Genomic DNA, 12,768 nt, shown 5'->3' with positions numbered 1-12,768 from the left:
TTGGCTTTAAAGACTCAACAATTAATCAAACATTCAACCACGCATTGCTTTGGGTGAAAGACCAAAAAACAGAGAAAACCGCCGACTAAATGCCGACAGGTCGGAATACCCAACCGCTTCCGAGATTAGTTGAACTGGGATATCAGTGTGAGTTAATAAAGCTTTCGCTTTTTCCATACGCTGCTTGACAACATATTGCATCACGCTTTGGCCTGTAGAAAGCTTAAACAACTTCTTAAATTGTGTTGGACTAAGGCAAGCCTTTGCAGCTAATGAGTCAATGCTAATTTCATCACTGAGATCCTTGTCTATAACTTGTATTGCTAGTCGAATTCTACGATCTATCTTCATGTCACAAGATTGTTGAAGCATAAGTTGAATGAACATAAACATCATAGACTCTTCAAGAGTATCTTCGACCCTATGTTGCAGCTGAGACTCGACAAACGATAAGTAGGATAAGAGAGGCGCCGATATGGGAAATACCAAACTTGCCGTATCAAGTAAATTTGGTGGTAACTCGTTTAAGTCGGCAACTACAAAACGAGCGGATTCATGGGCGCGAAAGTGGTGACAGATTCCCGCAGGAATGACAATACATTCGCCAACAGAAACGCTTCCTACGTAACTCTCCAGTTCAATATCGATTACGCCAGCTACAGGCAGTACCAATTGATGGTAGTCATGTTTGTGACCATGCTTTTGACGGGTATACGCTCGTATAGAGAGGCTATTTTTCACGATCGAATCACATTCCTTGATGCTGAAATAGAGTAATCAATAAAAATTTAAAAAAGACAAATGCATTATGAATAATACACCTTGCTGAGCATACACATTTAGGGGGACGACTATTTTAATAATCGTGTTTGTGGGATACTAATATAAAGAAAGCCAACACCGCAAGAGTGCTGGCCTAATAAGCTTTGGTAGGAGTCGCTTAGTACCATTGAAGGTCTGTTTTGAGAGGGATACCCGCTGCGATATTTTCACCACACATCTCGTCATAAGCGCTGAGGTGAACCAGGCAAGCACTGTGGTACTGCTGGTCTTTAAAATGCTCCTTCGCTTGACATAAGCTCGAGAATTTAAGCGGGTCATGATTGCCATCACGCAGTAACATCTTCTCGTCACCGTCCACCGAGTAAGCTAAATAAATGCCACCTTCCAATGATTCGATTTGCAATTCCATTTTGTCTTCTCCACTGTGAGTCTATGGTTTTGTACGTTGTGAATCAGAAAATAGATTACTTAAACCCGATTTGTCGTCGTCAGCTTACTTACTAATGATAAATTCAACCCTAGTATTTGCGTTTCGGCCTTCTTGGGTATCACTCGACTCTACGGGGTAAAGGTTACCTCTTGCGAGTACTTTTATCCGGCTTTTCTCAATGCCTCTACTCTCTAGATACTTTGCGATAGAGTCTGCTCGTTGCTCGGCAAGATCCAGCTCTTCACTCTCTGGTAAACCAGAGTCAGTGTGTACGATAACCTTAACTTTCGCTTGATCGTTATCAAGAAGTGTAAAAACCACATCGTTAAACTTATGAGTAAACGATGAGTTCAGCGAGTAGCCATCGACATCGAAAAGTGCAGTCCCGCGTGTTTCATCAACTGTGATCATCTCAGGAATGCTTTTCTCCTGTTCTTCACTCGCCTGCGCCCAAATGTCACCTAGGCTGGCTTCCGCTTTGAGTTTTTCAATCTGTGCTTTTAGCCTATCGATTTCAATATTGTAAAGGCGATTACAGTTTAAACGTTCACGCTTTCCGCCACCAAAGGGGATCACCACTTGAACATACGCACCAACCTCATCCTTATTTTCGATATTGGCCGAATAGTTTGGGGTGGTAACACGGTTGTAGTCACTGTCTTCAGTGACACCCATCAAGCCTGCTTGAACATAAGAGCTACTGGCTATGGTTGATTCACAGGTCACGCCATCAGAAGTGGTTACGCGATCGTACCCTCCAGGCACTGACGCACCGGGAATACTAAAGCCTGCCGCCGAAACAACATCTAACCAAAGAGTGAGAATTATCGCTGCGGATAATAAACATTGACTCTTGAACATATTTTACTTCTTACCTCTTGTGTCGCTGCAGTCATAGAGCAAACTCTAAAACGATTCACTTTATTTGGCTCAACTTTCGGCAGCTGTATTAACTGTTTCGTAACTTGATTTCCTTTCAGACGAATAGCTTCCTCTACTAAATATCCATTCACCTCTAGGGAATAGACTTTATCGATGTCATATAAATTTCCTAGTGTTAATTCAACTTGAGGAAATTGACTATACACCACTTGATTTAATTCTCTTGGGCCTTGCATATGTGCCAGAGTATGAAATGATAATAAACTAACGATTAGAAATATTACTCGCACACGATTTCCAATGTGGTTATATATTCACCAGGTAATAAATCACTTCTATTAATATTATATTTTGGGGCGATTCTAATATCATTATTACCAACAAGACGATGATCATCATTTTTCATCACCCATCTTGTATCGACAAATTTATTTTCATTATAATCATAAAAGTAACCATAATAACCTAAAAAACTTTGTTTTAACTGATCATTGTTACTTTTATGTGTTAACTTAAAACTTCCACCTGAAGAATACAACCTGGCGTCCAAATATTTACTGTTAATATCATCAGTGTCATTAAAAATCATTCCACCAGTGTTTCCATAAACTTCTATACTGCAGGAGTCTGGAGCATTTTCAATCTTTTCTGGTTCATACTCAAAATAAAGCACTTGATCTAGTATAATTTCATTTCCTATCTTTAAATCAACAAATCTATCGTTTGTTGCTTGCGATGCATCCATCTTGAATATAATCAACATGGGGGTTTCGCTAGAGTCATTATCATGTCCTTCAGGGCGAAAATTAAACCTCATAGAGACGTAATTATTACTTGAGTTACATTCACTTTCAGTAGGATTATAGTTGATGGCTGAACTGTACTCACCTCTTCTACCGATAATACATGGATTAGACGCAGCTCCAGAAGCAATCACCCTGACTCGATGCTTAAACTTTACATGATCAGCTTCGTTTAGCTTCATAGCAAATATGAGTACGGGACTATCTCCCTCTGATTTACCATCAACTAGATAAGTACAAATAGTCATATCAACATAACGAGTACCCTCTGTTAGGTATCTATCGTTAACAGTATTTCTAACAACCTTATCATAACATCGATCAGCCAAGGATAAGTTTGAAAACATAATTAAAAAAACGAAAATCAAGTATTTCATATATCAGAATCAGTTTGGATAAGAGTAGTATATAACAGAGTGCGTGCACACCTCGTATACATAACCACCTTTAGGTTCAGACTCACTACAAATACGATAAAAGTTCAGTTTATTTTTTTCTAGATTAAATACTGGGACTTTAACTTTACGTGTTTTTCCTGCAGGTAATTTAATTTTTTTATTCAGTTTTTTTTTAGTCGTACTTTCAGGTTTTACGTCACTAAAAAACTTGGATAGTTGCTTATCGCTATTATCTTTATCGATCTTATTAACAAGACTATTGACATCGCTAGGTTTAAAATTCAGCTTGCTAACAGACACTCTATAATTTTCAGAGTATTTATTTAAATTACCGAAAGTAACTTGCAAACGTTCACTCTTGCTAAAAAATATATTTTCTAATAATCCACCACTTAATGACTGTGCATAGCTTAAATTAGAAAAGTTCAATAATAATACTAAAGCCAAACTTAGTTTTAGCAAAGGATTAAGCGACATTTTACAACTATCCAATTTCTGATTAATTAGCTATTCAGGAATGTTCTACTTACATGCTAGACGAATAGTTGCAGTCACTGTCGCATTGGAACCTGTGTGCTCAATTTCTGAACTTTTATGGTCAACAGCCGCAATAGCAGACATTGATGTTCCGTGAACTACAGTAATTTTTTCACCTTGCCTCTTTGCACCATCATGTCCAAAAGCTGCGGTAGATTCTGCGGAAACAGCTTCTCCAATCCAAAGTTTAAGACTATCACCTATGGCTGACGCTGAGCCTGAACCTGATGTGACGCTCAGATTAGTAGAAACAAGTCTATCTAAGGTTAGTTCGAGAGTTTGTTGTCCACTGTTGTTGCTGTACGGCGTAAAAGTAACAAAATCTTCATCTTCACGTGATTCCTCTTCGCCTTTAAAAAGGATCGAACCAGCTGCTGTACTATCAACTTCAAACCCACAAACAGGATTAACGGTCTCGGTAAATGTCATAACTGCCGAATCAGAAGAGTAACTACTCCCCACTAAACCAAAATACAACGACGAAAATAACACACTTAATTTTGTGAGTTTCATTGATACTCCAAAGAATTTTTACTCTAAATAAAGAGGGGATTGAAAACGGCTTATGCTAAAAAGCGTTATGTCAATCCCCTGAACCGCGCAGATGATAGGCCCATATATTAATTTTTCAAAAAAAACATTCATGATCTAATATGATTTATATAAAAAAAACTAAAAATACAATACTATCAATAACTTAAAATTACAAGCAATTTAAAATAGATTGCCAAGTTTTTAACTTAGAGTAGTCAAGTGCCAAAATTTAAGCATGTTAACTAATTTGAATGGTCAGCTCGCGTGTAAAAATTGAACTTAAGCCGGTTATTATACAATCAATTATTTACACGGTTATGTTTGATGGGTTATGAAAATAAAGTGATCGCTAATAGCATTATTTACTAGATAAATAAATTTGGTAAGTCGCCAATAAATTTTCTTTATTGTTGGCGCTTTACAAGTGGCTGATTGATTAGCTTAGATAGTAGACTCGCGACCTTTTCTCGCATCTCTCGCCTGTCCACAATCATATCGATAGCGCCATGTTCTAATAAAAACTCACTGCGCTGGAATTCATCGGGCAATTGCTGGCGAACCGTTTGCTCAATAACCCGCCGGCCAGCGAATCCAATTCTTGCCTTTGGCTCGGCAATATTAACGTCTCCTAACATGGCTAGACTTGCCGATACCCCACCAAAGGTCTGGTCTGTTAAAACCGATATATAAGGCAGCCTCAAATCAGATAAGCGCCCCAAAGCCGCACTGGTTTTTGACATTTGTAGTAGTGACATCAAAGACTCTTGCATTCGTGCCCCGCCACACGCTGAAAAACATACCAGTCCACACTTCTCGGCTATTGCTGTTTCAACAGCGGCAACAAACCGAGCCCCTACCACCGACCCCATTGATCCCGCCATAAATGAAAATTCAAAAGCACAAGTGACAATAGGTAACCCATACAACTCACCTTTTAATACGATCAGTGCATCCTTCTCGCCGGTCTGTTTTTGGGCGACTTTTAGACGCTCTTTGTACGGCTTAACATCTTTAAATCCAACGATATCTCTGGGCTTTATATCACCTCCCATTTCCATTAATTCGCCTTGATCTAAGAAAGATGTCAATCGCTCACGAGCAGGCATCCTCATATGGTGTGTACACTCTGGGCATACATACAAATTTTGTTCAACAAACGCTTTATATAATGTCTTAGCACAGTTGGGACATTGCATCCATACACCGTCTGGTATCTCGGCCTTGCGTCCTTTAATTATATTATTACTTGGTATTAATTTCTCTAACCAGCTCATTGTTATCTTCGCTCATCTATTTTCAGTTAATAACTGCCAGTATCTTCTTGGCACGCAGACATGGTAAAAGGATTGTATCGAGCAAATTTAAGTAATAAAGTCGCTATTTTTAAATTTATAATCTCAAAAAATGGGACAATTAGAGATGATAGAAAAGGTTGAACAGCAGTGGCTAAAAAGCTTTCACTGTGTTTATGAGAACAATAGTTTTAAAAAAGCCTCTGAGTTTCTTGGATTACCGACATCTAATGTTAGCCGTCATATTGGTTTACTTGAAAACACGCTTCACACGCGACTATTTAATAGAACCACTCGTAAAACCTCACCCACTCCTGCGGGAGATCAGTTATACGAACAAACTCAACCCTTGCTCTTGCAGCTTAGTGATGCATTAACCAAGGTGACTGAGCACAGCCATGATGCATTCGGTCAGCTAAGAGTACTCATGCCAGATTCGCCTCAATTGGCAGAAGCTGTGGTATCTTTTTGCGCTGAAAACCCATCAATTTCACTGTGCTGTGACACAAACTTAGCCCCTAACCAAGATTTGCTGAACGGGTTCGATGTTTTCCTCAGTTTCCATAGGGGCAGCTTGCCAGACAGTAGTTGGATAGCAAGAGAGATTAATTGCTGGACTAGTACTGTGGTTGCAGCACCTAAACTCTTACAGACTTATCGAAAACCAAAGAAGTTAAGTGACTTAAACCATTTTCCATGTATTAGTACATTTTCTGTATTAAATGGCACACCTTGGGTCTTTAAATATCAAAAAGGGCAAACTGTCACCCAGAGAGTCCAGTCTAATTTTCGAGTCAACAGTGGTAAGCTTGCTAAGCAAGGTGCAATTTCAGGTTTGGGTGCTGCGATATTACCGTTAGAATTTTGCCAAACTGAAATAGATGCTGGCCTACTCACTGAACTGCGTTTGGAGCATGAACCGGAAGATCTCGTGTTATACGCCTTTTATTCATCAAGAAAACATCTAGCCAAAAAAGTTGGAGCATTTATCGAACACCTCCAGAAATATGTTCATCGCTAAAGCGGTGTGCCAGCCCAAACTAAGATCTCTAATCAGTGTTCACTAGCACATAAGACACTTAGTCTCGATGACAATAGACTACTCTTTAACCAAATTAAGCGCGCTGTTCTGGAGTTGGGAAGTTGATTCAAGTAACTCCTCGGGCGAGTTCCAAGAATAAATCAGCTCTGGGACTTGGGAACCACAAGGTGTATTCCAAGTTCTTTCCTGTTTAAAATGCCCCCCCAACCGCTCACAAAAAGTAATCGCTCTGCGATTACTTTTTACAACATTCACATAAATACCATTATTAGGGAAGTGCTTCTTAACCCACTGTGATACATGACCAACTAATTTAACGCCCAACCCTTTTCCTAAGTAATAATCATCGATGTGTAATGCATCAATAATTGTTCCTTTTTCATAGTCATGGTTACCGAATGCACATATAAACCCGCAAAGTAATCCACCTTCTTCAAGCATTAGAACATGTTGATTATAGGGAGGGTTGATGAGGCGAGTTTGCCAAACAGCTCGGCGCTCAGCGAGAACATCAAGATCTAAATATCTAGATTCCATAGCACCCCGGTAAAACATTTTCCAACTTTGTGCCTGCAGTGAAGCCAAACGTTCATAATCTTCATATGCAGCGACTTTGAATTCCATCTGTAAAACCCTGTAAGTTGTCCATAATCCATTAAGGCTGAAACAGTTAAGCACACAAAGTGTACGACCTGACAAGTTTAGTCAGATTATAGCGCCTTGCACCAGATCATAGCGAAAATTCAACGTCAATATTTTGATCTACGATTCGGAAAAAGAAAGTCTATCATTATGTAATGATTAACTATATTATTTACAACTCTAACTTAGGCTTGATAACTCATTCTTAGCAATTAAAATCCTGTTCTTAATGAAGAAATAAACCTCATTAATTTTATCTATACCTACAATACTGTATCTTGCTGCGAATTTTATAATGCTATCATAGTCTTTATCCATTTCTCTGATATTCAAAGTTTTTATTTTATTTTTCAAAAACTCACATTCAGACTTGTTATGAATGGTTACATAATTTGAATAAAAATCACGAGTTGCTTTTCTTCCCAGTGTTGTATTTGCTCCGCCATTTATCCCTCTTAAATAATGACCAAAATTAAGCATCGCACTATTTTTTGTACCAGGAGAAAATCTAAGGCTTTTCAGTATTAATTTAAGTAAATTAACATCCTGTGTCATTAGATATCCAATTAATAACTCCAGATCGAAGTCATTGTTAAAATGAGACTGATGAGTTTTAAATTTTGAAACGATATAATCATGATCTATTTTTCCAAAAACCGTCTCACCATGATAATTAAATGTACCAACATTTTTTGTATGCAAATCATCCTCAACAAGCAAGTATGATAATACAGCAATAGAGAGTAAACCTAGTTTAGAAGGGTAACCATTTTTTCCTAGCTGCGTTTTTAGTTCACTGAACTGGTTTAGCCCCTTTGAACAAATGCCACAAATCTGATTACTATCATCAAGCATGATAAGTGACTTAGAAGAGCGATCACCAATAAATTTTTGCCATATTAGAGAGTACAAAATTTCTGATAAAGCATTGATTTTTTCTTCACTACCATCAGTTAAAGACTTTCCAAAGTACATGTCGTTTGTACTTTTATGCTGATACATAGTAACTGTATGTGCCGACGAATTTAAGTCTTTTACCTTGTTCAAATCACTTTTAAATATACTAAACCCGCTGGTAATCATTCTTTCTGGTGGTACAGAGTTTCCTTCAAGCAACTTATTCTGATATGGTTTGGTATATTGTGCATCTCCAGAAGTTATTTTGTTATGCGCAGATTTTACGTATGTTCTTAAGGAAGCAGAGTTATTACTTCCGCCATTGAGAATTTTCGCATGTTTAAAGCAATCTTTTTGACTGTTGTCTTTTATTATTTTATTCAGTGTTCCTGGTTTTACAGAAGCGGACAAATACTCTGATATCAAACTACTAACATATATAGGCTGGGACTTCTCTACATAACTCTTCAATATATTCGCTCTTACTTGACCAACTTTTCCATGATTTTCAAAATGCAACCAATCACTCATTCGGCTTCTTTCAGCCCCCTTCCCATTTGAATTATTATATTGGTCTATAGATTGAAGGATTAAGTCTTTATTATATATCATATTAAATTCCTACAACTGAAAAAATTTAATTTCAATACAAAGTTTAGTTGAATAATAGTCAGTAAGAATGGTTTATTAACAATAAACAAAATAAAGAAATCTAAGTAAAAAAAGCGGGAGATTAACTCCCGCTTGTCTGTGCAAACTCTTACACTATTTCACATATTCCTGAATGATTTTATCCACTTCACCACTCGCTTTCATTTCAGAAAGAATTTTGTGGTACTGTGACTTGAAATCATCTTTGAATGGGAATTTATCGCCTTTGGTAGCAAATCCTAGGAAGCCTTGCTCTGAACTAATTGTCGCACCTTCTACAATAGTCGAGCCGTTATACTTGCCTTCCTTCTGAAGCTTTTTGAGTTCCCACTGTATCGATAGGGCGTCGTTCATGTAACAATCCACACGCCCAGCAATAAGTTTAAGTAAGTTCTTAGGCGTTCCTTTCGTCTCACTGAGTTTTATCTTTCCAGCTTTAACAGCAGCTTTGAATTCATCTCCGCCTGCAGAAAATCCTGAGTTATTACCAATAGTCAATCCCATATAGTCACCAGGCCAGTTAGGTCTTGGGGAGCTAAGAACAGATTTTTGGCACACTACAACAAGCTTTTCATCCAATATAGACATGTCGTATTCCATATACGGACGCTGCTTTGGACGTTTGTAGGGAGGATACAAGGCAAAATTTTTCCCACCTTCTATCTCAAGTAGTCCTCGTTTCCACGGAACACCTTTTATGGTTACATTGTAGTCAGGCATTTTTTCGAAAATGCGCTCTAGAATAACCGTGTATATACCAGTCATGCGACCGCTATCAATGTAAGAGTATGGTGGATAAGAGTCATCCCCAAAAACGGTAACATTGGTTTTTGCTAAGACTGAGGTAGAGGCTAGAACTGTACAAAGTAGAGCTAAGGTTTTTTTCATAGTGACTCCGAACACTGTTCCTTCAGCATTAATAGATACTAACGGTAAGTAATAGTGCATGGTTAGGTTAAGTCAAGACCAGAAATTCCACACAGAGCATATGGAAACCCATTAAATCTTTGTAACTTTATAATTTTTAAAATTTTTATTTTTAGTTCACTAAAACACAGCGAAAAAAAATTCCTAGAAAAGCCCTATCTAGGAATGCAATTTTTTAGAATGTAAACCAATATCCTAGCTTGCTTTACTAACTCAGGCATAACTTAAATTCGATACAGTCAATCGGAACACCATGCAATTCAGCGTAGTTTGATACCAATTTGTGGGCTTTAAAGCCGTTGGTCTTGAGTACTCTTTGCGATGCAATATTTCCTGTTGAGGCATAGGCTAGTAGCTCTTTAAGGCCAAACTTTTCTACTATTCGCACCATATTAGTCACCGCATATTTGGCGATTCCACGATTTGTGAACGCTTGACCGACGCGATAACCAATATGTGCCTGATTTTTATTGCTGTCTATGTTAGATACATTGATCCTTCCGACTAAGTTCCCTTTATCATCAATAATTAACATTGGGATTAAAGTTCTTACTTGATGCTCTAACAGAAATAATTGGATATGCTCTGTGACTCCCTGTAAAGAATAGAACTCAGGCTCTCTAGGAGGGATCATTGACTCGAACCAGTCTCTATTCTCAAGTTCAAACTCAAGTAGTTTCTTATCATGCTTTTTTGACAATAGTTCTAAACGCATATCAAGTCCTTTGATGTATCACAACGAGCCGTTTTATTTATTTGGCTTCTTCTTTCCTCTATTAGAATGAATTTTCATTTGAGCCTTAAGTTTTCGCTTCTCCGCAGAACGGCTTTTGCTGCGCTTAGTTTGTTTCAGCTCATTGTCTCCCGTGTCTTGCAAGCTAGGCTCAAAACCTTGTAGCCATTCTTGCGGCAAACGAGTATCTAAAAGCCTTTCTATTGCGGCAAGTAGATACTCCTCATCTTTACTCATCAGAGAAATAGCAATGCCTTCATACCCTGCACGACCAGTCCGCCCAATACGGTGAACATAATCTTCTGCTTTATAAGGCATATCATAGTTTATAACTTGCTCTAGTTGATTGATATCCAAGCCTCTAGCTGCTACATCAGTCGCTATCAATGCCCTCACTTTGCCAGATTTAAAATCATCAAGCGCTTTTTGACGAGCGCCTTGGCTTTTGTCTCCATTGATTGATGCGGCAACAATGCCATCTAGCTTTAGTTCCTTAGCCAGAGAATCACTACCCTGCTTGGTTTTGGTAAAGACGAGCACCTGATGCCAGTTTCGAGAACCAATCAAATAAGCGAGTAATTCAGCTTTTCGCTTTTTATCGACAGGATATACCATCTGCTTAACAGTTTCCGCAGTGCTATTGGATGGCGTGACTTGCACTTCAACAGGTTCATTCATCAGTCGATAGGCAATAGCTTTAATCTTCTTATCAAAAGTTGCTGAAAAAAATAGAGTCTGACGATTAGCATTTATCTGTTTAAGAATACGTTGCACATCAGGCATAAAGCCCATATCCAACATACGATCAGCTTCATCGAGTACCAAGTATTTAGTTTTTTTTAAGCTTATATTTTTGCAGTACAGATGGTCGAGTAATCGACCTGGCGTTGCAATAAGGACATCGCACCCATGTTCAAGATTACGAGTTTGCGTATTGATACTGGTTCCACCATATGCGGTGACAATTTCTATCTTTGTTGACTCGGCATAAGCGGTAAGACTCTCGAATACTTGCTGCGCCAACTCTCGTGTCGGAACAACAACCAAAGCCAGTACGTCGTTAGATTGCCGATCTCGCTCATCACTAGCGTCTAATATTTTATTCAGTATTGGCAGCCCGAAAGCTGCTGTTTTGCCTGTTCCTGTTTGTGCTCCAGCAAGCACGTCTTTTCCTTGCATAACAACAGGAATTGCTTGCTCTTGTATCTGTGTCGGAGTGCTAAACCCCAATTTGTTTAGAGTTTTGGTGAAAGTTGGAGATAAGCCTAATTGGTCAAATGAAGGCATGTTAGATTTCCGGATAAAACAGGGACTAGTATTCTATCAAAATCTTTTCGAAGCGTTTAGTATCTCAGGATATAAAACATGGAAAATGCTTTTCAAGCAGTCATAGTACAGATCTAACGTATCAGAACAGGAAACTAGCTCTGCCATTCTAGGTGAGCGTGTTGACATCCTTTGCAACGCGAAGTGTATGTTTTCTATGCTTTGGTAAGATTCTAACCATCGGCCTTTCCACATCGCCTCGGTGACAACCATAAATCTTTCGGGTAGAACTTGGTCACACTCTTCACGAACTTTATATTCTGCCTTTTGGCAAAAATCGCTCAGATTACTCTGATGGTATCGCTGCCACTCTAATGCAAGACAATGGTCCCAAAACATATCAAGAGCAATACCTGAAAATCTCCTACGTTTACCAAGAAATAATTGTTTAGCGTTTCTAACTTGGTCATGGGCATCTGTCATGCTATCCACATAACGATGCAACTTAATACCTTGCACTATCGAAGGGGTAAAACGAGAGGCTGGATCGCCTTTGACGAAATCACCAAGTAAGTTACCTAGTAAACTTGAATGGCAATACGATGCGATATGCAAATGGGCAAGATAGTTCATCAGTTTCTACAAAATAAAAAGACAAGTAACATAAAAGCACAAAGCCAGCGCTTTTGCACTGGCTCTTTCTTGGTATGAATGTATATATGATGATTAATTTAACGCTTCATCTATCGATTCGTCGGTTACCCGTTCATAGTCTGACAAGGCAAAACCTATTTCCATCGCATCTATTAACTCAAGACATTCATCGTTTACGATTTGGTCACTCATTCTGACCTCCCTTGTATACATCGTTTCTAAAGACTTATTTCCAAGTCTCTACTCGACTATAAAGTCTACCCAATCGTTTTACACTAACTTTATGACATTTTTTTG

General features: G+C 38.4%; 15 protein-coding genes. 1 reads left to right on the top strand and 14 read right to left on the bottom strand.

The window, feature by feature from the left end; genetic code table 11:
• Positions 1-33: 33 nt before the first annotated feature.
• The 8 genes from MHN79_RS14930 to accD all read right to left on the bottom strand — a co-directional run bounded on the left by MHN79_RS14930 (position 34) and on the right by accD (position 5,641).
• Positions 34-741: an AraC family transcriptional regulator gene (locus tag MHN79_RS14930; RefSeq protein WP_239173533.1), complete on the bottom strand. Its 708-nt coding sequence runs from the start codon at positions 739-741 to the stop codon at positions 34-36.
• 199 nt (positions 742-940) lie between these two features.
• Positions 941-1,192: a DUF6482 family protein gene (locus tag MHN79_RS14925; protein WP_114786396.1), complete on the bottom strand. Its 252-nt coding sequence runs from the start codon at positions 1,190-1,192 to the stop codon at positions 941-943.
• 84 nt (positions 1,193-1,276) lie between these two features.
• Entirely contained in the window at positions 1,277-2,074 is a 798-nt protein-coding gene (locus tag MHN79_RS14920; RefSeq protein WP_239173532.1) for an OmpA family protein, read from the bottom strand.
• Complete coding sequence (locus MHN79_RS14915; protein ID WP_239173531.1) at positions 2,038-2,385, bottom strand: hypothetical protein; 348 nt, start codon at positions 2,383-2,385, stop codon at positions 2,038-2,040. Before MHN79_RS14915 ends, MHN79_RS14920 begins: the two co-directional genes overlap by 37 nt.
• Positions 2,376-3,275: a hypothetical protein gene (locus MHN79_RS14910; RefSeq protein ID WP_239173530.1), complete on the bottom strand. Its 900-nt coding sequence runs from the start codon at positions 3,273-3,275 to the stop codon at positions 2,376-2,378. The genes MHN79_RS14915 and MHN79_RS14910 overlap by 10 nt, the downstream gene beginning before the upstream one ends.
• A gap of 9 nt (positions 3,276-3,284) precedes the next feature.
• Positions 3,285-3,773, bottom strand: coding sequence for a hypothetical protein (locus MHN79_RS14905; RefSeq protein ID WP_239173529.1), 489 nt, complete (start codon positions 3,771-3,773; stop codon positions 3,285-3,287).
• A 45-nt stretch (positions 3,774-3,818) separates the two neighbouring features.
• The gene (locus tag MHN79_RS14900; RefSeq protein ID WP_239173528.1) at positions 3,819-4,346 is read right to left on the bottom strand and encodes a hypothetical protein; all 528 of its coding nucleotides are present in this window, start codon (positions 4,344-4,346) and stop codon (positions 3,819-3,821) included.
• Between the two features lie 425 nt (positions 4,347-4,771).
• Positions 4,772-5,641 carry an acetyl-CoA carboxylase, carboxyltransferase subunit beta gene (gene accD / locus MHN79_RS14895; protein WP_239173527.1) on the bottom strand — a complete coding sequence of 290 codons (870 nt, stop codon included), beginning with the start codon at positions 5,639-5,641 and terminating at the stop codon, positions 4,772-4,774.
• A gap of 145 nt (positions 5,642-5,786) precedes the next feature.
• Here accD and MHN79_RS14890 point away from each other — a divergent pair, with 145 nt between their 5' ends.
• Positions 5,787-6,680: a LysR family transcriptional regulator gene (locus MHN79_RS14890; RefSeq protein WP_239173526.1), complete on the top strand. Its 894-nt coding sequence runs from the start codon at positions 5,787-5,789 to the stop codon at positions 6,678-6,680.
• Positions 6,681-6,758: 78 nt separating this feature from the next.
• Here the strand turns inward: MHN79_RS14890 and MHN79_RS14885 are convergent, their stop codons facing one another.
• From MHN79_RS14885 to MHN79_RS14860, 6 genes are all read right to left on the bottom strand, one after another.
• A complete protein-coding gene (locus tag MHN79_RS14885; protein WP_239173525.1) occupies positions 6,759-7,325 on the bottom strand; it encodes a GNAT family N-acetyltransferase in 567 nt (188 codons plus the stop codon).
• 198 nt (positions 7,326-7,523) lie between these two features.
• Positions 7,524-8,852 (bottom strand): hypothetical protein, encoded by a 1,329-nt coding sequence (locus tag MHN79_RS14880; RefSeq protein ID WP_239173524.1) that lies wholly within the window; start codon positions 8,850-8,852, stop codon positions 7,524-7,526.
• 153 nt (positions 8,853-9,005) lie between these two features.
• Positions 9,006-9,779, bottom strand: coding sequence for an ABC transporter substrate-binding protein (locus MHN79_RS14875; protein WP_239173523.1), 774 nt, complete (start codon positions 9,777-9,779; stop codon positions 9,006-9,008).
• Between the two features lie 247 nt (positions 9,780-10,026).
• Entirely contained in the window at positions 10,027-10,533 is a 507-nt protein-coding gene (locus tag MHN79_RS14870) for a GNAT family N-acetyltransferase (RefSeq protein ID WP_239173522.1), read from the bottom strand.
• A 33-nt stretch (positions 10,534-10,566) separates the two neighbouring features.
• Positions 10,567-11,838 (bottom strand): DEAD/DEAH box helicase, encoded by a 1,272-nt coding sequence (locus tag MHN79_RS14865; RefSeq protein ID WP_239173521.1) that lies wholly within the window; start codon positions 11,836-11,838, stop codon positions 10,567-10,569.
• 36 nt (positions 11,839-11,874) lie between these two features.
• Entirely contained in the window at positions 11,875-12,450 is a 576-nt protein-coding gene (locus tag MHN79_RS14860) for an ACP phosphodiesterase (RefSeq protein WP_239173520.1), read from the bottom strand.
• Between the last annotated feature and the right edge of the window lie 318 nt (positions 12,451-12,768).

Source organism: Vibrio sp. Of14-4, from assembly GCF_022347625.1.
GTDB lineage: Bacteria > Pseudomonadota > Gammaproteobacteria > Enterobacterales > Vibrionaceae > Vibrio > Vibrio pristinus.
The sequence above is the reverse complement of the archived record's forward strand: the minus strand, read 5'-3'. Positions and strand labels throughout refer to the sequence as shown.

Coding starts and splice junctions, on each gene's coding strand:
- MHN79_RS14885 (WP_239173525.1), bottom strand. CDS start 7,325: ATGGAATTCAAAGTCGCTGCATATGAAGATTATGAACGTTTGGCTTCA.
- MHN79_RS14900 (WP_239173528.1), bottom strand. CDS start 4,346: ATGAAACTCACAAAATTAAGTGTGTTATTTTCGTCGTTGTATTTTGGT.
- MHN79_RS14925 (WP_114786396.1), bottom strand. CDS start 1,192: ATGGAATTGCAAATCGAATCATTGGAAGGTGGCATTTATTTAGCTTAC.
- MHN79_RS14865 (WP_239173521.1), bottom strand. CDS start 11,838: ATGCCTTCATTTGACCAATTAGGCTTATCTCCAACTTTCACCAAAACT.
- MHN79_RS14860 (WP_239173520.1), bottom strand. CDS start 12,450: ATGAACTATCTTGCCCATTTGCATATCGCATCGTATTGCCATTCAAGT.
- MHN79_RS14890 (WP_239173526.1), top strand. CDS start 5,787: ATGATAGAAAAGGTTGAACAGCAGTGGCTAAAAAGCTTTCACTGTGTT.
- MHN79_RS14910 (WP_239173530.1), bottom strand. CDS start 3,275: ATGAAATACTTGATTTTCGTTTTTTTAATTATGTTTTCAAACTTATCC.
- MHN79_RS14875 (WP_239173523.1), bottom strand. CDS start 9,779: ATGAAAAAAACCTTAGCTCTACTTTGTACAGTTCTAGCCTCTACCTCA.
- MHN79_RS14880 (WP_239173524.1), bottom strand. CDS start 8,852: ATGATATATAATAAAGACTTAATCCTTCAATCTATAGACCAATATAAT.
- MHN79_RS14870 (WP_239173522.1), bottom strand. CDS start 10,533: ATGCGTTTAGAACTATTGTCAAAAAAGCATGATAAGAAACTACTTGAG.
- accD (WP_239173527.1), bottom strand. CDS start 5,641: ATGAGCTGGTTAGAGAAATTAATACCAAGTAATAATATAATTAAAGGA.
- MHN79_RS14920 (WP_239173532.1), bottom strand. CDS start 2,074: ATGTTCAAGAGTCAATGTTTATTATCCGCAGCGATAATTCTCACTCTT.
- MHN79_RS14905 (WP_239173529.1), bottom strand. CDS start 3,773: ATGTCGCTTAATCCTTTGCTAAAACTAAGTTTGGCTTTAGTATTATTA.